The 23,504-nt window shown below is 69.4% G+C and carries 24 protein-coding genes; 10 read left to right on the top strand and 14 right to left on the bottom strand.

Annotated features, from left to right (window positions below; translation table 11 throughout):
* Nucleotides 1–118: 118 nt before the first annotated feature.
* On the bottom strand, nt 119–436 hold the full coding sequence (locus tag G361_RS0133915; RefSeq protein WP_019931593.1) for a hypothetical protein: 318 nt from the start codon (nt 434–436) through the stop codon (nt 119–121).
* A complete protein-coding gene (locus G361_RS0133910; RefSeq protein WP_026343835.1) occupies nt 436–1,635 on the bottom strand; it encodes a Rieske 2Fe-2S domain-containing protein in 1,200 nt (399 codons plus the stop codon). The genes G361_RS0133915 and G361_RS0133910 overlap by 1 nt, the downstream gene beginning before the upstream one ends.
* 221 nt (nt 1,636–1,856) lie before the next feature.
* Here G361_RS0133910 and hsaA point away from each other — a divergent pair, with 221 nt between their 5' ends.
* From hsaA to hsaB, 4 genes are read left to right on the top strand one after another with little or no spacing between them, the layout of a single operon-like run.
* Entirely contained in the window at nt 1,857–3,020 is a 1,164-nt protein-coding gene (hsaA, locus tag G361_RS0133905; RefSeq protein WP_026343834.1) for a 3-hydroxy-9,10-secoandrosta-1,3,5(10)-triene-9,17-dione monooxygenase oxygenase subunit, read from the top strand.
* Complete coding sequence (hsaD, locus tag G361_RS0133900; RefSeq protein WP_019931590.1) at nt 3,020–3,931, top strand: 4,5:9,10-diseco-3-hydroxy-5,9,17-trioxoandrosta-1(10),2-diene-4-oate hydrolase; 912 nt, start codon at nt 3,020–3,022, stop codon at nt 3,929–3,931. The genes hsaA and hsaD overlap by 1 nt, the downstream gene beginning before the upstream one ends.
* Nucleotides 3,928–4,827, top strand: coding sequence for an iron-dependent extradiol dioxygenase HsaC (gene hsaC / locus G361_RS0133895; protein ID WP_019931589.1), 900 nt, complete (start codon nt 3,928–3,930; stop codon nt 4,825–4,827). Before hsaD ends, hsaC begins: the two co-directional genes overlap by 4 nt.
* Before the next feature lie 42 nt (nt 4,828–4,869).
* Complete coding sequence (gene hsaB, locus G361_RS0133890; protein ID WP_019931588.1) at nt 4,870–5,469, top strand: 3-hydroxy-9,10-secoandrosta-1,3,5(10)-triene-9,17-dione monooxygenase reductase subunit; 600 nt, start codon at nt 4,870–4,872, stop codon at nt 5,467–5,469.
* A 244-nt stretch (nt 5,470–5,713) separates the two neighbouring features.
* Here the strand turns inward: hsaB and G361_RS0133885 are convergent, their stop codons facing one another.
* The 5 genes from G361_RS0133885 to G361_RS0133865 form a co-directional block, all read right to left on the bottom strand.
* The gene (locus G361_RS0133885) at nt 5,714–6,646 is read right to left on the bottom strand and encodes an AraC family transcriptional regulator (protein ID WP_026343831.1); all 933 of its coding nucleotides are present in this window, start codon (nt 6,644–6,646) and stop codon (nt 5,714–5,716) included.
* A gap of 355 nt (nt 6,647–7,001) precedes the next feature.
* Complete coding sequence (locus tag G361_RS0133880) at nt 7,002–7,928, bottom strand: NADP-dependent oxidoreductase (RefSeq protein ID WP_019931586.1); 927 nt, start codon at nt 7,926–7,928, stop codon at nt 7,002–7,004.
* 178 nt (nt 7,929–8,106) lie between these two features.
* Nucleotides 8,107–8,514: a cupin domain-containing protein gene (locus tag G361_RS0133875; protein WP_026343830.1), complete on the bottom strand. Its 408-nt coding sequence runs from the start codon at nt 8,512–8,514 to the stop codon at nt 8,107–8,109.
* A 187-nt stretch (nt 8,515–8,701) separates the two neighbouring features.
* On the bottom strand, nt 8,702–9,526 hold the full coding sequence (locus G361_RS0133870) for an alpha/beta fold hydrolase (RefSeq protein ID WP_019931584.1): 825 nt from the start codon (nt 9,524–9,526) through the stop codon (nt 8,702–8,704).
* Entirely contained in the window at nt 9,523–10,140 is a 618-nt protein-coding gene (locus G361_RS0133865; RefSeq protein WP_036496172.1) for a TetR/AcrR family transcriptional regulator, read from the bottom strand. The genes G361_RS0133870 and G361_RS0133865 overlap by 4 nt, the downstream gene beginning before the upstream one ends.
* Before the next feature lie 69 nt (nt 10,141–10,209).
* Between G361_RS0133865 and G361_RS0133860 the strand changes: the two genes are divergently transcribed.
* Nucleotides 10,210–10,947, top strand: coding sequence for a Sir2 family NAD-dependent protein deacetylase (locus G361_RS0133860; protein ID WP_036496344.1), 738 nt, complete (start codon nt 10,210–10,212; stop codon nt 10,945–10,947).
* On the opposite strand, the gene G361_RS0133855 is transcribed toward G361_RS0133860, so the two are convergent.
* From G361_RS0133855 to G361_RS0133825, 7 genes are all read right to left on the bottom strand, one after another.
* Complete coding sequence (locus G361_RS0133855) at nt 10,940–11,692, bottom strand: DUF427 domain-containing protein (RefSeq protein WP_026343829.1); 753 nt, start codon at nt 11,690–11,692, stop codon at nt 10,940–10,942. The genes G361_RS0133860 and G361_RS0133855 overlap by 8 nt on opposite strands.
* A gap of 90 nt (nt 11,693–11,782) precedes the next feature.
* A complete protein-coding gene (locus G361_RS0133850; protein ID WP_026343828.1) occupies nt 11,783–13,057 on the bottom strand; it encodes an MFS transporter in 1,275 nt (424 codons plus the stop codon).
* Nucleotides 13,057–13,536 (bottom strand): MarR family winged helix-turn-helix transcriptional regulator, encoded by a 480-nt coding sequence (locus G361_RS0133845; protein ID WP_019931579.1) that lies wholly within the window; start codon nt 13,534–13,536, stop codon nt 13,057–13,059. Before G361_RS0133845 ends, G361_RS0133850 begins: the two co-directional genes overlap by 1 nt.
* Before the next feature lie 183 nt (nt 13,537–13,719).
* Entirely contained in the window at nt 13,720–14,775 is a 1,056-nt protein-coding gene (locus tag G361_RS0133840) for an acyl-CoA dehydrogenase family protein (protein WP_019931578.1), read from the bottom strand.
* On the bottom strand, nt 14,772–15,782 hold the full coding sequence (locus G361_RS0133835) for an acyl-CoA dehydrogenase family protein (RefSeq protein ID WP_019931577.1): 1,011 nt from the start codon (nt 15,780–15,782) through the stop codon (nt 14,772–14,774). Before G361_RS0133835 ends, G361_RS0133840 begins: the two co-directional genes overlap by 4 nt.
* Before the next feature lie 28 nt (nt 15,783–15,810).
* Nucleotides 15,811–16,941, bottom strand: a complete 1,131-nt coding sequence (locus tag G361_RS0133830; protein ID WP_019931576.1) for an acyl-CoA dehydrogenase family protein — start codon at nt 16,939–16,941, stop codon at nt 15,811–15,813.
* 43 nt (nt 16,942–16,984) lie between these two features.
* Nucleotides 16,985–18,535, bottom strand: a complete 1,551-nt coding sequence (locus G361_RS0133825; RefSeq protein ID WP_019931575.1) for a FadD3 family acyl-CoA ligase — start codon at nt 18,533–18,535, stop codon at nt 16,985–16,987.
* A gap of 53 nt (nt 18,536–18,588) precedes the next feature.
* On the opposite strand from G361_RS0133825, the gene G361_RS0133820 reads away from it, so the two are divergent.
* From G361_RS0133820 to G361_RS0133800, 5 genes are all read left to right on the top strand, one after another.
* Nucleotides 18,589–19,815 (top strand): acyl-CoA dehydrogenase family protein, encoded by a 1,227-nt coding sequence (locus tag G361_RS0133820; protein ID WP_019931574.1) that lies wholly within the window; start codon nt 18,589–18,591, stop codon nt 19,813–19,815.
* A gap of 28 nt (nt 19,816–19,843) precedes the next feature.
* Nucleotides 19,844–20,638 (top strand): SDR family oxidoreductase, encoded by a 795-nt coding sequence (locus G361_RS0133815; RefSeq protein WP_019931573.1) that lies wholly within the window; start codon nt 19,844–19,846, stop codon nt 20,636–20,638.
* 124 nt (nt 20,639–20,762) lie between these two features.
* Nucleotides 20,763–21,551, top strand: coding sequence for a hypothetical protein (locus G361_RS0133810; RefSeq protein WP_019931572.1), 789 nt, complete (start codon nt 20,763–20,765; stop codon nt 21,549–21,551).
* A 68-nt stretch (nt 21,552–21,619) separates the two neighbouring features.
* Nucleotides 21,620–22,279, top strand: coding sequence for a TetR/AcrR family transcriptional regulator (locus G361_RS0133805; RefSeq protein WP_019931571.1), 660 nt, complete (start codon nt 21,620–21,622; stop codon nt 22,277–22,279).
* A gap of 41 nt (nt 22,280–22,320) precedes the next feature.
* Nucleotides 22,321–23,475: an acetyl-CoA C-acetyltransferase gene (locus G361_RS0133800; protein WP_019931570.1), complete on the top strand. Its 1,155-nt coding sequence runs from the start codon at nt 22,321–22,323 to the stop codon at nt 23,473–23,475.
* Nucleotides 23,476–23,504 lie beyond the last annotated feature (29 nt).

Raw genomic sequence — 23,504 nt, 5'->3', positions numbered from 1 at the left:
GATGGTCCGATGCCCGTCCCGTCGCCCCGGCGGAAGCCGGTACCCGGATACCGCCGTCGATTCCGCGCCGATCGACGGGGCACTCGGGTTCCGGCTTCCACCGGGGCGACGAGAAGGGTCATTCCGGTGTGATCAGGCCCTCCGCGACCGCGTGGTCGATGGTTCGCTGGAGGTGGGGGCAGGAAGTGTGGCGGCCGGGGCCGCCACCTCGTTCCTTGAACACCGGGCAGTGGTCGGCGGGATGGACCGGCCACTGCACCGATGTCTGATGCGCACTGCTCTTGCGCACCAGCACTTCCGTGCCGCAATTGCGGCACGCCACCGGAGTCATTCCTGCCTCCAGATGGCCGTGTTTGTCGACGATCGTCTGGGCGCGCACCTCCGCCAACCGCTGCGGACGGTCCGCGAAATCCGGTGCCTTCGCCCAGCCGGCCATCAGGCGCTCGCCTCCTGCTCGGAGGACTGCTCCGCGCGGCGGCGCATGTTGTCGGCGACCTCGCGCTCCCAGGCCTCGTTGGCCTTGGTGGTGTCGACCTCGAATTCGAAGCGCTGCACCATCTTCGGATCGACGTCGGCGACGTCGACGTAGAACTGGTCGTACCAGCGGCGCAGCTGGTAGACCGGGCCGTCCTCCTCGCAGAGCAGCGGATTGTCGATCTTGGACTTGTGCTTCCAGATCTCCACGTCCTGCAGGAAGCCGTCGCCGAAGAACTTGGTCATGCTGGCGGCGAGTTTGTCGGCGGTCTCGTCGTCGACGCCCGCCGGCTTCTCGACGCTGAGGCCGTACTGCAGCACGAACGAGTTCTGCGTGACCGGATAGTGGCAGTTGATCAGCAGGATCTTGATCTCGTAGCCGCCGTAGCTGTTGACCAGCGGGTTGATCATGTACGACGGCCCGAAATAGGACGCCTCCGACTGCAACAGCGACTCCCCGCCGTACTTGGCGGCCATGCCGACGTCGGGCCGGCCCTTGGTCTCCAGGTACTGGGTGGCGACATGACCCTCGAACACGTTCTTGAAGTAGGTCGGGAACGCGTAGTGGATGTAGAAGAAGTGCGCCATGTCGACCACGTTGTCGATGATCTCGCGGCAGTTGGCGCCCTCGATGTGGATGGTCTCCCAGGTCCACTCGGTCCAGCGCTCGCCGAGTTGTTCGCTCGGCGCGCCGTCGGCGGTGGTGTACGGCCCCTCGATGTAGGGGATCGTCACCTCGTCCGGCGGCGGATTGCCCTCGTGGTCGTGCCATACGTACAGCTGCCCGTTGCGCTCGAGGGTGGTCCACGAGCGGGTGCGGGCCAGCGGCGGTACCCGGCGGGCATAGGGGATCGCGGTACAGCGGCCGTTGCCGCCCCAGCGCCAGTCGTGGAACGGGCACGCGATCGAATCGCCCTTGATCTCACCCATGCTGAGATCGCCGCCGAGGTGCCGGCAGTACGCGTCGAGCACCTTCAGATCGCCGGAACTGTCGGCCCAGACGACGAGTTTGGTCCCGAACGCCTCGATGGCGTGCGGCTTGCCGTCCCGGAACCCCGCGACCGTACCGAGGCAATGCCAACCGCGCGCGTAGCGGGTGGGCATGGATCCGACATCGATCTCACGTACCTTCCCGCCCGGCCGCGGTGTTGTCTCTGCCATCGTGAGCCCTCCTCTGGAAGTACTAGAACACGTTACAAAATTGCGGGCCGCTGCGCTAGTTATTCCCTTGGCCACCAGGCGAAGGGCATGTCCCGATCCTGGTGGTTACCCGTTCTCGACAGGAATAGTAACGTGTTCTAATCTCGACTGGAGTACGGCGCCCGTGCCGGTGCATCGCACGGGTGTTGGAGCAGGTAGGAGCAGGCAGGAGCCGCGAAGAGATGACGCAGGAAGTAACGGAACGGGTCGAAGCGTTGCTGCCGGCCCTGCGCGAGCGCGCGCAGGAGGCCGAGGATCTGCGGCGTATTCCCGACGAGTCCATCAAGGGGTTGCAGGAGGCCGGCTTCTTCAAGCTGCTGCAACCGCGCCAGTGGGGCGGCTACGCCGCCGACCCCGTCGTCTTCTACGACACCGTCCGCACGATCGCGAGCGCGTGCGGTTCGACCGGCTGGGTGTCCGGCATCGTCGGTGTGCACAACTGGCATCTGGCGCTGTTCGATCAGCAGGCGCAGGCGGACGTCTGGGGTGAGGACACCGGCGTGCGGATCTCCTCGTCGTATGCCCCGATGGGTGCGGGCGTCGTCACCGACGGCGGCTATCTGGTCAACGGTCAGTGGGCCTGGTCCTCGGGTAGCGATCACGCGCAGTGGACCTTCGTCGGCGGTCCGGTGATCAAGGACGGCAAGCCGGTCGACTTCGGCAGCTTCCTGATCCCGCGCAGCGACTATCGCATCGACGACGTGTGGAACGTGGTCGGTCTGCGCGGCACCGGCTCCAATACGCTGGTGCTGGAGAACGTCTTCGTGCCGCGGCACCGATTCCTCAGCTTCCGGGCGATGAACGAGCTCACCGCGCCGGGCCTGCAACAGAATTCGGATCCGGTGTACAGGATGCCCTGGGGCACGATCCATCCCACCACCATCTCCACGCCGATCGTCGGCATGGCCTACGGCGCGTACGCCGCGCACGTGGAGCATCAGGGCAAGCGGATCCGGGCCGCCTACGCGGGCGAGAAGGCCAAGGACGATCCGTTCGCCAAGGTGCGGATCGCGGAGGCGGCCAGCGATATCGACGCCGCGTGGCGTCAGCTGTCCGGCAACGTGGCCGACGAGTACGCATTGCTGCTGGCGGACAAGGAGATTCCGTTCGACCTGCGGGTGCGGGCGCGCCGCGACCAGGTCCGCGCCACCGGCCGCGCGATCGCCGCCATCGACAAGCTGTTCGAGAGCTCGGGCGCCACCGCGCTGGCGAACGGCACTCCGCTGCAACGGTTCTGGCGCGACGCGCACGCCGGCCGGGTGCACGCCGCCAACGATCCCGAGCGCGCCTACGTGATGTACGGCACCCACGAGTTCGGGCTGCCCGTCACCGACGGGATGGTCTGATGACCCCGCCGCCGGAGGCCACCGCGGCCGAATTCGCGACCGGGGAGCTGACCTTCGAGTCCACCTCCCGGTACGCGCAGGTGCGGCCGGATCTGCGGCTGCACTACCACGAGGCCGGCGTGGGCAACGGCCCCACCATCGTGCTGCTGCACGGCGGTGGACCCGGCGCCTCGTCGTGGTCCAACTTCGCCCGCAACATCCCGGTGCTGGCCCGCGACTTCCACGTGCTGGCGGTGGATCAGCCCGGATTCGGGTTGTCCGACAAGCCGATCGACCATCCGCAGTACTTCGTGCACAGCGCGACCGCGCTGCGGGATCTGCTGGACACCCTGGAGATCACCGGACGGGTGCACCTGCTGGGCAATTCGCTCGGCGGCGGCGCGGCGGTGCGGTTCGCCCTCGACAATCCGGACCGGGCCGGGAGACTCGTGCTGATGGGCCCGGGTGGGTTGAGCACCAACCTGTTCGCTCCCGATCCGACCGAGGGCGTCAAGGCGCTGGGCCGGTTCAACGCGCAGCCGACGCGGGAGAACATCGAGACGTTCCTGCGCATCATGGTGTTCGACCAGTCCCTGGTGACCCCGGAACTGGTGGACGAGCGATTCGCCTCCGCGAACACCCCGGAGGCGCTGGCCGCCACCCGTGCGATGGGAAAGTCGTTCGCCTCGGCCGATTTCGAGCTCGGCATGCTCTGGCGCGAGGCGTACAAGCTGCGCCAGCCGGTGTTGCTGATCTGGGGCCGCGAGGACCGGGTGAACCCGCTCGACGGTGCGCTGGTCGCCCTGAAGACCATCCCGCGGGTGCAGTTGCACGTCTTCGGGGGTTGCGGCCATTGGGCACAATTGGAGAAGTTCGACGAGTTCAACCGGCTGGCAGTGGATTTCCTCACTCCCAAGGAGAAGCGGGCATGAGCATCAAGGCACTCGGCTACCTCCGCATCGAGGCCACCGATGTGGCCGCCTGGCGCGAATACGGCACGAAGGTGCTCGGCATGATGGCGAGCGACGGGGCCGACCCGGACTCGCTCTACCTGCGGATGGACGAGTTCGCCGCCCGCCTGGTGATCGTGCCCGGTGAACACGACCGGCTGCTGGTCGCGGGCTGGGAGGTCACGGATGCGCCCGCGCTGCAACGACTCCGCGAGACCCTGGCCAAGGCCGGGGTGGCGTTCACCGAGGGCACCGAGGAGGAACTCGCCGAACGTCGCGTGGAGGGCATGATCCGCTTCCAGGATCCGTCCGAGAACACGCTGGAGGCGTTCCACGGCGCGCAGTATCTGGGCCGCCGGTTCGTCAGCCCGCACGGACACCGCTTCGTCACCGCCGAACAGGGTCTCGGCCACGTCGTCCTCACCTGCACCGACGACGCCGCGGCACAGACCTTCTACCAGGATGTGCTCGGCTTCCGGCTGCGCGATTCGATGCGGCTGCCCCCGCAGGTCGTCGGCCGCCCCGCCGACGGCGATCCGGCCTGGCTGCGGTTCTACGGCTGCAATCCGCGCCACCACGCGCTGGCGTTCCTGCCGCTGCCGAACCCCACGGGCATCGTGCACCTGATGGTGGAGGTGGAGAACTCCGACGACGTCGGCCTCGCCCTCGACCGCGCGCTGCGCAAGAAGGTGAAGATGTCGGCGACCCTCGGCCGGCACATCAACGACAAGATGCTGTCGTTCTACATGAAGACGCCGGGCGGATTCGACATCGAATTCGGTTGTGAGGGACTGGAAGTCGAGGACGAATCCTGGATCGCCCGGGAGTCGACCGCGGTCAGCCTGTGGGGCCACGACTTCAGCGTCGGATTCCGGTAGCGGCACCCTTCGGCACGAGCACACCCGGACCAGCGACAGAGGATGACCGACATGACCTCGGAAGCAGTGGCGGACAGCGGTTTCCCGGAAATCGACGCCCGTCGATTCCGGAACGTGCTGGGGCAGTTCTGCACCGGCATCACCGTGATCACCACGTTCGACGACGCGCACACCCCGGTGGGTTTCGCGTGCCAGTCGTTCGCCGCCCTGTCGCTGGATCCGCCGCTGGTGCTGTTCTGCCCGACCAAACAGTCCCGCACCTGGGCCGCGATCGAGCACGCCGGCCGTTTCTGCGTCAACGTCCTCGCCGAGGAACAACGAGAACTGTGCGCCCGCTTCGGTTCCCGCGAACCCGACAAGTTCGCGGGAACCGCCTGGCACACCACCGAATTCGACCTCCCGCAGATCGACGCGGCCCTGGCCGCCATCGAGTGCCGGGTGGACCGGGTCGTCGACGGCGGCGACCACCACATCGTGATCGGCCGGGTCCTGGCCCTCGCCGAAACCACCGAATCCGGCCGCCCCCTGCTGTTCTACCGCGGCCAATACACCGCCATCGAACCCGAGAAGACCGTCCCCGCCCCCTGGCGCGCGGACCTGGAACATTTCCTCACCACCACCACTCTCGATACCTGGCTCTGATTACATACGGCCCGTCCGCCGTGCGCTGTGGAGCAGCCGCGCGCAGTGGCGTCGCTGAGCGCAGTGGCGTCGCTGAGCGCGGCGGAGTCGCTGAGCGCGGCGGAGTCGCCGAGCGCGGCAGAGTCGCCGAGTGCGGCAGAGTCGCCGAGTGCGGCAGAGTCGCCTAGCACAGCAGACTGCCGTGTGCAGCGGAGCAGCCGCGCCGACCGCTCTGCCGACATCCGGTCGATCCGCGCGCGAATAGTCAAGCAGCAGAGCGGGTTTGACGCCGATATCGTCCCGGCGCCAAGCCGTATTCCCGCTTGAACGCCTTGTTGAAGGCGAACTCCGACCCGTAGCCGGCTCGCAACGCGATCGCACCGACGGGTAGATCGTCCTCGCGGAGCAGCCGGGCTGCGATGGTGAGGCGCCAGCGGGTCAGGTAGGCCAGCGGCGGTTCGCCGACCATCAGGGCGAACCGGCGGGCGAATGCGGCGCGGGACAGTCCGACGTGATCGGCCAGCGATTGCACGGTCCAGGTGACCGCCGGTTGTTCGTGGATGACGGCGAGCGCCGCAGCGATGGCCGGATCCCGCAGCGCCGCAGCCCATCCCGTGCTCACCGACGACGGCTGCTCGTCGATCCAGGCCCGCAGGATGTAGAGCAGCAGCGCATCGATCAGCGCGGGGACGATGCCGTACGAACCGGCCCGCGGATTGTCGAGTTCGGAACTCAGCAAACCGACGGCGGCGGCCAACTCCGGATGCCGCCCGTGCCGCGCCGGCAGATGAATCACCTCCGGCAACTGCCGCAGCAGCGGATGCGGCCGTTGCCCGTCGAGATGGTAGTTGCCACAGAGCAGGCTGGTCGGTGCCCCGTCCCCACCGACCTGCAACGCACCCACCGGCGGTCGCGCGGTGTACTGCTCGGCCGAGGGGACCTGCGCTTCGGTATCGGGATGGTCCGCGAGGATGTACCCGGCGCTGTCCCGCACGAAGATCACGTCCCCGGGGCCGAGTGCGATGGGTGTCATGCTGTGCTCGGACGGGTAGATCCAGCAAGCGCCGTGCAGCACCACATGAAATCCCGCACCCGCCGTCGGCGGCAGCCGCATGGCCCACGGCGCTCGTCCGTCCGTACGCACCGACCGCGGCGCCGCGGTCCGCATAGAGGCCAAGGCCTCACTGAGCACATCCATCCCCGCCTCCTTCGTACCGGAATCGGTGCCCCGACCCCAATCTTGTCCGTGCTGCCGTGCTGCCGTGCTGCCGTGCTGCCGTGCTGCCGTGCTGCCGTGCTGCCGTGCTGCCGTGCTGCCGTGCTGCCGTGCTGCCGTGCTGCCGGGTTGCCGTGCTGCCGGGTTGCCGTGCTGCCGGGTTGCCGTGCTGCCGGGTTGCCGTGCTGCCGGGTTGCCGGGTTGCCGGGTTGCCGGGTTGCCGGGTTGCCGGGTTGCCGGGTTGCCGGGTTGCCGGGTTGCCGGGTTGCCGGGTTGCCGGGTTGCCGGGTTGCCGGGTTGCCGGGTTGCCGGGTTGCCGGGTTGCCGGGTTGCCGGGTCAGCCGACCTCTAGCACAACCTTGCCGACGATGTCGCCCGCGGCGACCAGCTCGTGGGCCTTGCCGGCCTGCGCCAGGGGTAGGGTCGCGGCGACGGCGGGGCGCAGTGCGCCGGCGTCCACCAGTTCCGCGATCGACTCCAGGGCCGCGTAGTCCGGTTCGACCGAGATACCGGCGAAGCGGCGGCCCGCCGCACGAACCTCCGCTTCCAGTTGCGGATTCGTGTGTTCGAGGATGGTCACCAGGATGCCGCCCGGCTTCAGGACCCGTAGGGAGCGTGCGCCGGCGGCGACCGAGTCGAGGACGATGTCGACATCGCGGACCACCTCGGTGAAATCGGTACTGCGGTAGTCGATCACCTCGTCCGCGCCGAGACCCCGGACGAAATCGTGTTTGCCCGCACTGGCCAGGGCGATGACGTACGCCCCGCGCGCCTTGGCGATCTGCACGGCCAGATGGCCGACACCACCGGCTGCGCGATGGATCAGGACCCGGTCGCCGGGGCCGACGTGAGCCTTGTCGACCAGGCCCTGCCAGGCGGTCAACCCGGCCAGGGGCAGGGCCGCCGCTTCGATGTGGCTCAGCGACTTCGGTTTCCGGGCCAGCTGCCGGGACGGCGCGGCCACGTACTCCGCGTATCCGGTGGCGGCGCGGGGGAAGAACGGCATGCCGTAGACCTCCTCGCCGACCTCGTATCGCGCCCCCGGACCGGTCGCCTCCACCACACCGGAGATGTCCCAGCCGAGGCCGAACGGCGGTTCGCCGAGCATCGGGAAGGCGCCGGAGCGCACCGCCACGTCGACCGGATTGATCGCACTGGCCCGTACCCGTACCAGTACCTCGCCGGAAAGCAGTGCCGGCCGGTCGATCTCGACAAGTTCCAGTACTTCGGGTCCGCCGAAGGTCTTCTGGATCACCGCGTGCATCGTGAGCTCCTTCGTCCTCGTCGTCCGGCGGTTCGCCGGACCGACAGAAGCAACTGTAGAAATGCATCGAAAGACTCTGAATGGCTTCGAGTCTCCACTTTTTGTCCACACGTCTTGGGGATGGGTGTGCACAACTCCGCACGCGAATGCCTGTCCGACCGGAATCGGTGTCGGGCCGTCAATCCAGCCGGAAGTCCGCGAAATCGAACCCCGGGGAAACCACGCAGCTGACCAGAACGTACTGGTCACCGGCCGGGCGGGCGGCCTGGCTGACACCGCCGGGGACCACGGCCTGCAACAACTGCCCGTGCTCCACATCGGGCCCGAGGACGATCTCCGCGCCATCGATGTTCAGCAGCAGCGGGCCGCCGCGATGCCACAACCACAGCTCGTCCGAGCGGACCGTATGCGGTGCGGACCGTTCGCCCGGCAGCAACAGGAAATGGATCGCCGTCGCGGCCGCACGCGTGCCGTCGTATCCGCTGGTCATGAATTCCACTGGGCTGCGCCAGGTTTCGCGATACCAGCCACCCTCCGGATGTGGCTGCATATCCAGCACTGCCGCCAATTCGGGCCGTTCACCCATGTCCCGCTCCGCTCCGTCGCCTTCGAGACGATCGTTGCGCACGGCCCCGGATCCGGACAATACCCCGACGGATCCCGCACCCTCTGCTTACAGCGGCACCACTTCCCGGGCCACTTGCTCACAGCCGCACCGTTTCCCGGGCCGCCGGATATCGCAGACGGCCACCACCACGGCCGGATCCGTTCGCTCAGGAACGACCGGCGAAATCCGCGAGCAGCTCGGCGACCACGGCGGGTCGCTCGATGTTCGGGGAATGTCCTGCGCCGTCGACGATTTCGACGCGGGCGCCGGTGGCGCGATAGCGCGCCGTGGTGGTCGCGCAGTCGTAGAAGCGGTCGTGCGTGCCGTGCAGCACCAGGGTCGGCAGGGCCAGGGCGCGGATCTGCGCGTCGAGCGGGTTGACCGCCAGCCGGCGGCGGCGATCCACGATGACCGTGCGGGGCATGTACGGGCTCATCGCGCGGTAGTCCCGCACGCCCTGCTCCGGATCGTCGAAGGCGGTGCGCACATCGAAACCCGGTGCGACTCCGTATCGGAGGCCGAATCGAACGAACGGCGGCAGCGCCGCCCGGTGCAGCAGCGGTCCGAGCAGCGGATCGGCGAGCAGTCCGTTGCCGGCCGGGAAACGGGCGTCGCGATAGTCGGGAGCCTGATCGATCAGCGCGATCCGCCGCACGCGGGGCGACTGGTCGGCGGTGGCGAGGGCGACGTCCGCGCCGAAGGAGTGCCCGGCCACGGTGACGTCGTGCACATCCAGGGCGGTCAGCAGCTGTGCGATCGTGCGGCCCTGGGCCGGTCCGTCGAGGTCGTGGTGGCCGCCGGTGCCACCGTGGCCGCGCAGATCCGGCCGGATCACCCGGAACCCGCCGGTGAGCAGCGCCGCGACCCGGTCGTACCAGTGCCCCGATCCGGCGAAACCGTGCAGCAGCACAACGGGTTTCGCGGCCGGATCGCCCTCGTCGCGCAGCCGGACCCGCTGCCCGCCGACCGTGACGGACAGGTCCGGACTCACCGCGTCTCCTCGCTGTAGGCGAGCACCACCAGCGTGAACAGGTCGACCCGGCGGTCCCACGCGGTCACGTCGTAGGGCTCGAGCAGGCACTGCGCGGCGGTGCCGTCGTGCACGGCGACCAGGGCCCGGCCCAGCGCCACCTGATCGGTGACGATGCGTCCGACCCGGTTCAGCAGTTTCTCCACCACCGGCAGCAGGGCCGCCACGATCGCGTCCTCGCGCGCCGCGACCACCCGGCGCAGCGCCGGATTGCGCAGGGCGTGCGCGGTGAACTCGAAGGTGATGCGAAACCACTGGTCGTCCACCGGAACCGCGCGCAGCACCAGCTCCACGCCGGTGCGCAGATCGGTCATGGCCTCGGCGGCGTCCTCGGCGAGGACCGCGGTCACCTCGCGCAGCAACAATTCCGAGCGCTGCTCCCACATGGCGAGGAACAGTTCCTCCAGGGAGGTGAAATTGGAGTAGAAGGCCCCGCGCGTGAAACCCGCTCGCTCACAGATCTGCTCGACGGTGCAGCGGCCGAATCCCTCGTCGGCGAACGCTTCGAAAGCCGCGTCCAGCAGCCGCTGCCGGGTTTCGGCGCGGCGCCTGGTCACCCGTGGCTGGCTCGACACCCGCTGAGCCTAGCAATCGCCCCCGTGCCGGACGGATGCACGCCCGATGCCCCTCGTACCCTGGTGATCATGACGCAGTGGCGGCAGCGGCCCGGACCGATCGGCGTGCTCACCGGCGCGGGGATCTCCACCGATTCCGGAATCCCGGATTTCCGCGGTCCGCGCGGGGTCTGGACGAAGGATCCGATCGCGGAACTGCTGTCCACCTATCCGCACTATGTGGCCGATCCCGAACTGCGGCAACGCTCCTGGCTGGCCCGCCGGGACAATCCGGCCTGGCAGGCCACGCCCAACGACGCGCACCGCGCGCTGGTGCGGCTGGGCGAGGTCCGGGACGTCTCGATCATCACCCAGAACATCGATCGGCTGCATCAGCAGGCCGGGACGCCGCCGGACCGCGTGGTGGAGATCCACGGCAACATGTTCGAGGTGGTGTGCATCGACTGCGACTTCACCACCTCGATGGCCGCCACCCTGGACCGGGTCGCCGCCGGTGAGCCCGATCCGCCGTGCCCCGAGTGCGGCGGCATCCTCAAGTCCGCGACCATCATGTTCGGCCAGGCGATGGACGCCGGTTCGGTACAGGCGGCCGAGCGCATCGCCGTCGGCAGCGCGATATTCCTGGCGATCGGCACCTCCCTGCAGGTGGAACCCGCCGCGTCGATGTGCGCGGTCGCGGTGGACAGCGGCGCCGATCTGATCGTGATCAACGCCGAACCCACCCCGTACGACCGCTACGCCACCGAACTGATCCGCGAGCCCATCGGCGACGCGCTACCGCGCCTGGTCGCCGAGATACTCAGCTGAACTGCGTCTTCGGCCGCTCCTGCAGCACATCGTCGACGTACAGATCCACCTTCTCGTTGTAGAAACAGGCCAGGCCCGCGATCTTCTGGCTCTCCGGCAGCGGAGTCCGGTACAGCCACACCAGATCCGGATGTTCGGTGCCGTCCAGGCGGACGGTGAAGTATTCGGCGGTGCCCTTGTACGGGCAGCCGGTCCGGGTCGGCGAGGGGGTCAGCAGATCGAGCCGGACATCGGTGAGCGGCAGGTAATACCGTGGCGGCAGCCCGGTTTCGAACAGGATGCGCGGCGACCGTGAGTCGGCGACGGTCCGCCCCTCGATCTCCACCCGTACGTGCCGGGAACTGGCGAGGATGTCGACCCGGTGGTACGGATCGCGCGGGTGCGTGTAGACCGGCTCGTCCTCCTCGAACCAGTCGTCCATCGCCTGCCAGTCCAGCCGGACCACCTCCCGCAACTCCGGGATGGGCGACTCGGGATAGCGCAGGGCGGCGTCGGTCCGCACGTCGTCGTCGACGACCACGTTGTGCACGACGCCCTCACCGCGGCTCGGCGAATGTTTGCTCGCACCGGTCGGCTCCAGCCGGGCGTGCACATCGTCGACCGGGAAGTAATAGGTGGGGTAGTGCGGCCCCTCCCAGACCAGCAGCGGCCGGACGGTGTCGACCACCAGCCGCCCCCGCACATATGCCCGCACCCGGCGATGACCGGGCTCGGTCCGGATACGTCCACGATTCGTTTCCGTCATACCCGCCGAAGGTACTCGCGCCCGGTGACAATGTGAGCACGCGCGAAACGGGGCCCGGCAGATCGTGCCGGGCCCCGGAACCACCGCGATTCAGTCGTCGGCGAGGGTGATCGCCTGGGCCTCCGCGACGCTGTGCGGCGCCGGATCGTGGTGGTGACCGGTGGCGGGCCCCAGGGCGGAGCGGCCGCCCAGGAACACCACCACGCCGACCGCGGTACAGCCGGCGCCGACCCAGAACGGCAACGCCGTCGCGTGCTCGCCGAGCTTGCCGGCCAGATAGGGGGCCGCCGCGCCGCCGACGAAGCGGACGAAGCTGTAGGCGGCCGAGGCGGTGGAGCGTTCCACCGGCGCGGAGGTCATCACGGCCTCGGTGATCAGCGTGTTGTTGACGCCGAGGAACAGGCCGGCCAGCACGGTGCAGACGATCAGCACCGGCCGGTGGTGCGCGCCGATCGCCATCACGGCCAGGTCGGCGGCGAACAGCGCGAGCGCGGTCGCGACCATCGGAACGGTTCCGAAGCGGCGCTGCAATCCGGGCGCGAGCCACACCGAGGCGATCGCCAGCAGCAGACCCCAGCCGAAGAAGATGAAGCCGATCGCGTAGGTGCCCATGTTCAACGGGAACGGGGTGTAGGCCAGCAGCGTGAAGAATCCGTAGTTGTACAGCAGCGCGGTGATACTCACGAGCAACAGCCCGCGGAACCGTAATGCCTGGAACGGCGCGATGATCGAGGTGTGCCGGTCGGGCCGCGGCGCCTCCGGCAGCAGCACGATCAGCGCGACGAACGCCACCGCCATCAGCACCGAGACGCCGAAGAACGGTGCGCGCCAAGTGATTCCGCCGAGGAAGCCACCGACCAGCGGACCCGCGGCGATGCCGATGCCCAGCGCGGCCTCGTACAGGATGATGGCCCGGGCGACCCCGCCGGTGGCCGAGCCCACGATGGTGGCCAGCGCGGTCGCGATGAACAGCGCGTTGCCGAGGCCCCATCCGGCCCGGAAACCGACGATCTGACCCACGCTGTGCGAACTACCCGCCAGCGCCGCGAAGACCACGATGATCGCGAGGCCGGACAGCAGCGTCCGCTTGGCCCCGTACCGGCTGGAGACCACACCGGTGATCAGCATCGCCACGCCCGTGACCAGCATGTAGCTGGTGAACAGCAGCGTCACCTGGGACGGCGAGGCGTGCAGCTGTTCGCCGATCGGCTTCAGGATCGGATCGACCAGGCCGATACCCATGAACGCGATCACCGAGGCGAAGGCCACCGCCCAGACGGCCTTCGGTTGTGTGGTTCGCGGACGGGTGGCCGCGTGCTTCGAACGGGCGGCCGCATGGGCGGGAGGTCGGACGGTACTGGTCATCACTGTTCCTGGTCTGGAAAACGTTGTGGTGCAGTTCTTTTCAATTCACCGAGCAGCTCGGCCAGCTCGGCGCGCAGCCGGTCCAGCCGGTCCGGGCCGAAGGAGGGCAGCCGGTCGGCGAGGGTCGTGCCGATCACCCGGCGGGACGCGTTCAGGCAGTCGCGTCCCGCCGGGGTCAGCTCGACGACCACGGCTCTGGAGTCGCCGGGATCCCTGGTCCGGCCGACGAGCCCAGCGGCCGCCAGCCTGCCGATCAGCGCCGTTGCCGTCGGCTGGGAGCAGCCGTCGAGGCGGGCGAACTCGCTGATCCGCAGCGCCCGTCGTTCGTCCAGGACCGACAGCGCCCGCAGGGTCGCGGGCGGCCGCTCCTCGAGCGATCGGACCACCCGGACCAACCGGCCGACGGCGACCGCGATGTCGACCAGATGGCTCTGCGCCGGGGTGAAGGGCGCGGATCCCTCCGCCTGGTTCGACTGCACGACGATTACTTTACATACGCTAACTATCTAGATGAATAGTTCGGCTAACTATATTTGGGGTGAGGTGAGTCACGTGGAAGGGGTCGAGCCGCGGTAGTCGCTGGTCGAAGCGAGCATGGCCGGTACGGGGTGGCCGGTCGGGCCCACGCGACGGCATACGGGCCCGGGATGTGACCCCGGGAATCAGGCCGGTCGGGCCAGCGGTCGCGCGGGGACGCCGAACAACTCGGCGTCGGCGTGCGCGCGCTTGAAGAACAGATGGGCGTCGTGTTCCCAGGTGATGGCGATACCGCCGTGCAGCTGGATCATCTCCCCGGCCACGGATCGGAAGGATTCCGTGCAGTGGATCCGCGCGGCCGCGATCTCCGCGCCGGCGAACTCGTCGCCCGCGTCCAAAGCGGAGATCGCCGAATCGGCCACGGAGCGTGCCGATTCCACCAGTACGTACATATCCGCCATCCGGTGCTTCAACGCCTGGAAGCCGCCGATCGGCCGCCCGAACTGCACCCGGGATCCGGTGTATTCGACTGTCGCGCGGAGGCATTCGTCCGCCGCGCCCACCTGCTCGGCCGCCAGTGCGGCCCAGGCGATGTCGCGCAGCCGGGCGGCCGGCGCAGCGGCGTCACCCACCAGCGCACGGGCGGGGGCGGCGTCGAAGCCGATCTCCCACAGGCGCCGGGTGACATCCATCGTCGCCACCGCCGTCCGGGTGACTCCGGTTGCGGCGGCGTCGATTTCGTACAGTCCGGTGGCGGTGACCACGATCAGCGTATCGGCCGCGCCTCCGTCGAGCACGTAATGCGCGGTGCCGCTGAGCTTTCCGTTCTCGGCCCGGACGCCGAAGTCGTCCCAGCCGCGCGCGCCGGCCCAGCACACCGCCAGGGTGCGGGCACCCTCGGCGACCTCCGGCAGCAGTCGCGCACACGCGTCGGCGTCGCCGGACAGCAGCAGCGCCTGCACGCCGAGCACCGCCGAGCCGAGCATCGGCGGCGCGTGCAGGGTGCGGCCGAGCTCCGCCACGACGATCAGCGCCTCGGCGAGACCCGCGCCGATGCCGCCGAACTCCTCCGGCACCGCGAGCGCCGCGACGCCGACCTGCTCGCACAACACGCGCCACAGGTGCTCGTCGTATCCGGTGTCGCCGTCGATCGCGCGCCGCAGCACGGTGCGGTCACCGTGCCGGGTCAGGGCCGCGCGCACGGTGGTGGCGAGTTCGTGGCGTTCCGCGGTGGTGCTCACGCCGCACCCCGCTCGGCCCGCAGTGCCGCGGCGACCCGGCCGCGATGGAAATCGCCGGTGCCCCAGGCTGTTCGCAGCGCCATCACCTTCGTCAGCCACAGCGACAGGTCGAATTCGGCGGTGTAGCCGATGGCGCCGTGCACCTGCAGAGCGGTCCGGGCCGCACGGTAGGCGGCATCGGCGCAGGCCACCTTGGCCGCGGAGACGTCGCGGGCCCGGATGTCCGGATCGTCGCCGGCGACGCTCAGGGCCGCCCGGTACAGCAGCGGCTCGGCCATCTCCAGGCCGATCAGCACATTCGCCAGGTGATGTTTGACGGCCTGGTACTGCCCGATCGGCTTGCCGAACTGCCGCCGCTGTTTCACATAGGACACGCTGGTGTCCAGCAGTGCGCGGCCCGCGCCGAGGGTCTGGGCCGCGACGGCCAGCACACCGGCGTCGAAGGCGGCCGCCGCGGCGGCGCGCACCCCGTCCCCCTCGGCGACCGTCTCGTCGGCGGCGGTCGAGAACAGGCGGCGGGCGGCGTCCACCGAGCGGATCGGGCCGATCCGATGCGCGGCCGAGAGCCGGTCACCGTCGACGGCCAGCACCACCTCGGCGGTGTCGGCGTCGAGAGCGGGCTGGTCCGCGGCCGGGCCGATCGTGCCCAGCACCGTGCCCTCGGCCAGCGCGGGCAGCCAGCGCTGCGCCGGCGCGGGATCCGGAAGCGCTTGCAGCAGTGCGGGAATCACCGCGGCGGTCTCCACCAGCGGACCCGGCACCGCGGCCCGGCCGAATTCCACGCACGCCACCACCAGATCCACCGGCGTGGCGCCGAATCCGCCGTACCGCTCGTCGACGATCAGCCCCAGCGCACCGGCGCCCGCCAGCTGGCGGATCAGCCCGCGCCCGCCGCGGTGATCACCACCGCTCCAGCTGCGGACGATGTTCGGGGTCCCCGCGGTCTCGCAGATCTTGCGCAGGCTGCCGGCGAAATCCCGTTGTTCGGGAGCCAGGGCAAATCTCATATCGGTTCCGTTCGAAGTCGTGCGGCGGTCAGCGCGGCAGCCCGAGGAGGCGTTCGGCGACGATGTTGCGCTGAATCTCGTTGGTACCGGCGTAGATCGGGCCCGCCAGCGAGAACAGGTAACCGTCGGTCCACGGACCGCTGCGCTCGGCGGCGGCGCCCAGCAGGTCGAGAGCGGTCTCGTGCAGGCCGATGTCCAGATCCGACCAGAACACCTTGTTCACCGAGGATTCCGCGCCGAGCTTGCCGCCCTCGGCCAGCCTGGTCACGGTGCCCCAGGTGGCCAGCCGATACGCCTCGGCGCCGATCCAGCAGTCCACCACCGCATTCCGGGCCGCGGTATCGGCCGGATCGGCGGTCTCGCGCCACAGGTCGAGCAGCCGCCGCGCGGTCGCGGTGAACCGGCCGGGGCTGCGCAGCGACAGGCCGCGCTCGTTGCTGGAGGTCGCCATCGCCACCTGCCAGCCGTTGTGCGGTTCGCCGATCACGTCCCGATCCGGCACGAACACGCTGTCCAGGAACAGTTCCGCGAAGCCGGGCTCGCCGTCGAGCTGCGGGATCGGCCGCACGGTGACGCCGTCGGCGGTCAGCGGGAACATCACATAGGTGAGGCCGCGGTGCCGTTCCGCGTCCGGGTCGCTGCGGAACAGGCCGAAGGCCCAATCCGCGTACGCCGCACGGGAACTCCAGGTCTTCTGGCCGTCGAGGATCCAGCCGCCGGTGGTCCGCCGCGCGGTGGATCGGATACCGGCGAGATCGCTGCCCGCCTCGGGCTCGGACCAGGCCTGCGCCCAGATGTCGTCGCCGCGCGCCATCCGCGGCAGGATGCGGCCCAGCTGTTCCGGGCTGCCGTGTTCGAACAGGGTCGGCGCCAGCAGGAAGATGCCGTTCTGGCTGACCCGGCCCGGCGCGCCGGCGGCGTAGTACTCCTCCTCGAACAGCACCCATTCGAGCAACGACGCGTCGCGTCCGCCGAATTCGGCGGGCCAGGCCACCACCGACAGGCGGGCCTCGGCCATGGTGCGCTCCCAGGCGCGATGCGCCTCGAAGCCCGCGCGGGTGTCCATCGAGGGCAGCGGCGTGGCGGGTACGTTGGCGCGCAGGAACTCCCGTACCTCGGCGCGGAATTCCTCGGCGCCGGAATCGAAGTCGAGATCCATGGCTATCGGCCGTCCCGCTCGCCGGGAACCGGCGCTTGCGAATTCACGAATTCTCCTCACGTAGTTGCCGCTTGAGCACTTTCCCGGCGGCGCTGTAGGGCAGCTGATCGCGGAATTCGACGTAGCGCGGCACCTTGAAGTTGGCCAGGGAGCGGCCCGCGTGGGCGAGCACGTCCGCGGTGCTGACCTCGGCGCCGGGTGCGCGCACCACGTATGCCTTGCCGACCTCGCCCATCCGCTCGTCCGGTACGCCGATCACCGCGGATTCGGCGACGCCGTCGAGCCGGGCCAGGTTCTGCTCGATCTCGGCCGGATACACGTTGAATCCGCCGGAGATGTACATGTCCTTGAGCCGGTCGGTGATCTTCAGGTAGCCGCGCTCGTCCAGCACGCCCACGTCGCCGGTGTGCAGCCAGCCCTCGGGATCGATGGTCTCGGCGGTGTTCACCGGATCGTCCAGATAGCCGAGCATGACGTTGGGGCCACGCATCAGCACCTCGCCGTTGCTCGCGATGCGGATCTCGAAATCGGCGATGGCCCGGCCGGAGGTGTTGGCGATGGTCTCCGCGTCGTCCTCGGGCAGGCACATGGTGCCGAAGCCGGCCGATTCCGACAGGCCGTACGCGGTGAGCACCACGTCGAAACGCAGGACGTCGCGCATCCGCTCGATCAGCACCACCGGCACCACGGAGGCGCCGGTGACCGCGACCCGCAGGCTGGACAGATCGAATTCGGCGCGGCGGGGATGGTCCAGGACGGTCTGATAGATGGTGGGCGGCCCGGTCAGCACGGTGATGCGCAGATCCTGGACCAGCCGCATCGCCTCGGGTACGTCGAAGGTGGCCTGCGGCACGATGGTCGCGCCGGTGACCAGGCAGGTCAGGATCGCCGCCTTGTAGCCGAAGTTGTGGAAGAACGGCGGGATCACCAGATAGCGGTCGGAGCTGTTCAGGGTGGCGCACTGCGCCCACGCCCGGGACACCGCGAGGGCCTGCCGCTGCGCCACCAGGGTGCCCTTGCTGCGCCCGGTGGTGCCGGAGGTGAAGAGGATGTCCGAGATATCCTCCGGCGCAACCGATTCGCCGCGTTCGGTGATCCGCTCGGCGGGGATCGTCGCGGCGAGTTCGGGCAGTCGTGTCCAGGAGATCCGGTCCGGCGCGGCGGAATCGGTGCCCTCGGCGGGGATCGTGATCACCGTGGCGATGTCGAGTTCCGGTGCGGTGGCGCGTAATTCGGCCAGCCGATCCCGTCCGAGGAACGGCCCGGCGATGAACAGCGCGGTGGCGCCGACCCGGGCCAGGACGTCGGTGGCCTCGTCGGCGACGTAGCGGGTGTTCAGCGGTACCAGTGCCGCGCCGGTGTAGTGGGCGGCGAGCGCGGCGATCACCCAGTGATGGGTGTTCGGGGCCCAGATGGCGACCCGGTCGCCGCGGGCGACGCCGCGGGCGATCAGCGCACCGGCCACCTGCCGGACCTCGTCCAGCAGCTGCGACCAGCTCAGTTCGACGTCGCCGTCGTGTACGGCGGTCGCGTCGCCGTAGGCGCGGGCCGCCGCGTGCAGCGCGCCGGGGGTGGTCTGCGGAGGGGTTGTCACGGCCGTCCTCGATCGGTCTACAAAGCAAGTGCTTGGTAGGTTACTCTACCGGAGTGAGCGCGATCCAGACTTCCGATTCGGTCACCGGGACACCCGCCGACGACCGGCGATTCGCCGCCGAGATCCGTGAATGGCTGGCCGAGAACCTCGGCGGGCGATTCCGGGAACTGCGCGGACTCGGCGGACCGGGCCGCGAGCACGAGGCCTTCGACGAGCGGCTGGAATGGGACCGGCACCTCGCCGCGGCGGGCTGGACCTGCCTCGGCTGGCCCGCGCGGTACGGCGGCCGTGACGCCACGCTGCGGCAGCAGGTGATCTTCCACGAGGAGTACGCGAAAGCCGATGCGCCCGCGCGGGTGTCGCACCTGGGTGAGGAACTGCTCGGACCGACGCTGCTGGCCTTCGGCACCGAGGAACAGAAGCAGCGCTTCCTGCCCGGTATCAAGACCGTCACACAGCTGTGGTGCCAAGGCTATTCGGAGCCCGGCGCCGGTTCCGACCTGGCCGCGGTGAGCACCTCGGCCCGCCTCGACGGCGAGCACTGGGTGATCAACGGCCAGAAGATCTGGACCTCGCTGGCCCATCTGTCCGACTGGTGCTTCGCGGTCTGCCGCACCGAGCCGGGATCGGTTCGGCACAAAGGGCTTTCGTATCTGCTGGTACCGATGAAGCAGCCGGGTGTACAGGTCCGGCCGATTGTCCAGCTCACCGGCACCTCGGAATTCAACGAGGTGTTCTTCGACGACGCGCGCACCGAGGCGGGCCTGGTGGTCGGCGCACCCGGCGACGGCTGGCGAGTTGCCATGGGCACCTTGACCTTCGAGCGCGGCATCTCGACCGTCGGCCAGCAGATCCGGTTCGCCCGGGAACTCGCGGATCTGGAGGCGGTGGCCCGATCCACCGGCGCGCTCGGCGATCCGGTGCTGGCCGAGCGCCTCGACCGGGCCTGGGTGGGCCTGCGGGTACTGCGCGCACACGCGCTGCGCACGCTGGAATCCGCGCACGAGACCGTCGACGCCCGCACCGCCGCCGGGCAGGCCTCGGTGTCGAAGTTGTTGTGGGCCAACTGGCATCGCGGCCTCGGCGAACTCGCCATGGACGTGCTCGGCGCACCCGGCCTGCTGGCCCGCGACCTCGACGGCGCGAGTTCCGGCGAGCTGAACGAATGGCAGCGGCTGTACCTGTTCACCCGCGCCGACACCATCTACGGCGGCTCGAACGAGGTGCAGCGCAACATCATCGCCGAACGCGTCCTCGGCCTGCCTCGCGAAGCGCGTTGACCACATCACCGACCCGGAAGGACCATCCGTGACCGACCTCTCCGTTCCGCCGCCACCCGTCGCCGGCCACGGCCTGCTCACCGGCCGCACCGCGGTGATCACCGCCGCGGCCGGTACCGGCATCGGCTCCGCGACCGCGCGCCGGCTGCTCGACGAGGGCGCCGACGTCGTGGTCTCCGATTGGCACGAGCGCCGGTTGAAGCAGACCGAGGAGGAATTGCGCGCCGCGTATCCGGATCGCCGGGTCGCCGCGGTGGTGTGCGACGTGACCAGTACCGGACAGGTCGACGCCCTGATCCGCGACGCGGCCGCGGCGCTGGGCCGCATCGACATCATGGTCAACAACGCCGGTCTCGGCGGCGAGACCCCGGTGGTCGACATGACCGACGAGCAGTGGGACCGGGTCCTCGACATCACCCTCAACGGGACCTTCAGGTGTACCCGGGCCGTCCTCAACTACTTCCGCACCGCGGGCCACGGCGGCGTGGTGGTCAACAACGCCAGCGTGCTCGGCTGGCGGGCCCAGTACGGGCAGGCGCACTACGCCGCCGCCAAGGCCGGCGTCATGGCGCTGACCAGGTGCAGCGCGGTGGAGGCCGCCGAACTGGGGGTGCGGATCAACGCGGTGGCGCCGAGCATCGCGCGGCATCCGTTCCTGGACAAGGTCAGCTCCACCGAACTGCTGGATCGACTGTCGGCCGACGAGGCGTTCGGCCGGGCCGCCGAACCGTGGGAGGTCGCGGCCACGATCGCCGTGCTGGCCAGCGATTACACCTCGTATCTGACCGGTGAGGTGGTGTCGGTCTCCAGCCAGCGCGCCTGACCGGCCCGGCCGGAGCGAGCGCTCGTGACGAAACACCCTCGACCGAAATTGGGTGGCGCCGACCCGCCCCCGGTGTGCAATCCTGGGAGTGGCCGATTCGGCGATTCCGAAGGGACCTGGACCCATGGGTCTGGACCGTCGTCACAGCGACAACTGCGACAGAGACGACGACGCGGTCGACGGCGATGCGGTCGGCGACGCGATCGATGATGAAGCACGCGAGCTCGAGCTGGTACGCGAAGTGGTTCTGACGCGGCGCCGGGTCGACGGCATCGTGCTGGCGGCGCTCACCCTCGGCGCCGAACTGCTCGACCATTCGTCGCCGGTGGTGACGGCAACCCGGGCGGCCCAGATCCTGGCGGCGCACGCCGTCGACGAGACGGAAGTGGGCCGCGATCCGCGCGCCGCCCTGCACACCGATATGGCCCGCGATCACGACCGGGCTCGCCGCATCGGCCTGATCCGGCACAAGTGCGAGAACGACGACGATTCGCGACGCCGGCAGCGCACCGCCCTGCTGTGCGAGGTGCGGGCCGACCTGCTGGAGGTGGTGCGGCGCTGCCGTGGGTTCCGGCTCGACGGTATCGCTTTCGCCGACGGCATCTCACAGGGGTTGTGCGCGGCCACCGACAAGCTGGTGATCGGCGCGGATATGGACGCCTATCACGCCTGGCAGCGCGGCATGGTGCTGAAGATCAGCGAGGAGCCGACGCACAGCGGCCCGCCGCGCGCGATGGCCACCGTGGACGCCGGACCGGGCCGCGGCCCGCTGACCGTGGAATGGGACAGCTGTGAGCGGCGTCTGGCGCTGGTCGCGCGGATGGCGCGGGCGGGTGTCTCCCCGGTGGTCATCTGTGACCGGCTGCTCGCGGACCTCTCGGTCGCCTCGCCGTTGCGTTTCTCGCTGCGCTGACATCCGCCCCCGGGCTGTGGCCGGGCACATCGGCACGCCCGTGGACCAAGCAAATGCTTGGTTGTATCATGGCCGATGTGACCGCACCCGACACCGCCAAATCCGCACGTCGTACCGAACTGCTCGCCCTGGCGGCCGAGCTGTTCGCCGAACGTGGGCTGCGTGCCACCACGGTCCGGGACATCGCCGACGCGGCCGGGATTCTATCCGGCAGTCTCTACCATCACTTCGATTCCAAGGAGTCGATGGTGGACGAGATCCTGCGCGGCTTCCTCGACGACCTCTTCGGCCGCTACCGGGAGATCGTCGCCGCGAACCTGTCGGCGCGGGATACGTTGGAGGCGTTGGTGATCGCGTCGTACGAGTCGTTCGATCACTCGCACGCCGCGGTGGCGATCTATCAGGCCGAGGCCAAACGACTCAGTGGCACACCGCGTTTCGACTACATCGACGAATACAACCGGGAATTCCGGCAGATCTGGTCCCGGGTGCTGGAACTCGGCGTCGCCGACGGCAGCTTCCGGCCCGAGCTGGATGTCGAACTGGCGCTGCGGTTCCTGCGCGACACGGTATGGGTCGCGGTGCGCTGGTACCGGCCCGGCGGCCGGATCACCGTCGGCACCCTCGCCAAGCAGTACCTCACCATCGTGCTGGACGGGCTCACCAATCCGGAGACCCGGGCGGTGCCGGCCGAACAGCTTTCCGGCGCAACGGAACACAGCAAGTAGGAGCTCTCATGTCTGCACCGACCCGCCGTCAGTACGCCCCCGTGCGGGAGGCGTACGTGATCGACGCCGTGCGCACGCCGGTCGGCAAGCGCGGCGGCGCGCTGGCCGGGGTGCATCCGGCCGATCTCGGCGCCGCCGCGCTGCGCGGGCTGCTCGGCCGCAACGCGATCGACCCCGTGCAGGTCGACGATGTGATCGTCGGCTGCGTCGACAACATCGGCCCGCAGGCCGGCAATATCGGCCGCACCGCCTGGCTCACCGCCGGATATCCGGAGGAGGTGCCCGGCGTCACCGTCGACCGGCAGTGCGGATCCAGCCAGCAGGCGATCAACTTCGGCGCGCAGGCCATCATGAGCGGCACCGCCGAGGTGATCGTGGCCGGCGGCGTGCAGAACATGAGCGCCATCCCGATCTCGGCCGCGATGCTGGCCGGGAAGGAGTACGGCTTCGAATCCCCGTTCGTCGGCGCCGAGGGCTGGGACCACCGCTACGGCACCGGCGAGGTGTCGCAGTTCAACGGTGCGCAGCTGATCGCCGAGAAGTGGGACATCAGCCGCGAGGATATGGAGCACTGGGCGCTGCGCAGTCACGACCGGGCCCGCGCCGCCATCGCCGAGGGCCGCTTCGATCGCGAGATCGTGCCGGTCGGCGATTTCTGGATCGATCAGGGCCCGCGCGAGACCAGTCTCGCGAAAATGGCCGCGCTGCAACCGTTGTCGGAGGGCAGCCGGCTGACGGCGGCCGTCGCCAGCCAGATCTCCGACGGTGCGAGCGCCACCCTGCTGGCCTCGGAGTGGGCGGTGCAGGAGTACGGGCTGACCCCGCGGGCGCGCATCCATCACGTGAGCGCGCGCGGCGCGGATCCGATCTACATGCTCACCGCCCCGATCGCGGCCACCAGATGGGCGCTCGAGAAGACCGGTCTCACCATCGACGACATCGATGTGATCGAAATCAACGAGGCGTTCGCCTCCGTGGTGCTGGCGTGGCTGAAGGAGACCGGCGCGGATCCGGACAAGGTGAATGTCAACGGCGGCGCGATCGCCCTCGGACATCCGCTCGGGGCAACGGGCGCAAAGCTTTTCGCGACACTGCTGCACGAGCTGGAACGTCGCGGGGGACGGTACGGCCTGCTCACCATCTGCGAGGGTGGCGGCACCGCGAATGTGACGATCATCGAGCGGATCGGGGCCTGACGCTTCAACCGTCGCCGCGACGCGCACCG

The sequence above is a fragment of the Nocardia sp. BMG111209 genome (genome assembly GCF_000381925.1).
Taxonomy (GTDB): domain Bacteria; phylum Actinomycetota; class Actinomycetes; order Mycobacteriales; family Mycobacteriaceae; genus Nocardia.
The sequence above is the reverse complement of the archived record's forward strand: the minus strand, read 5'-3'. Positions and strand labels throughout refer to the sequence as shown.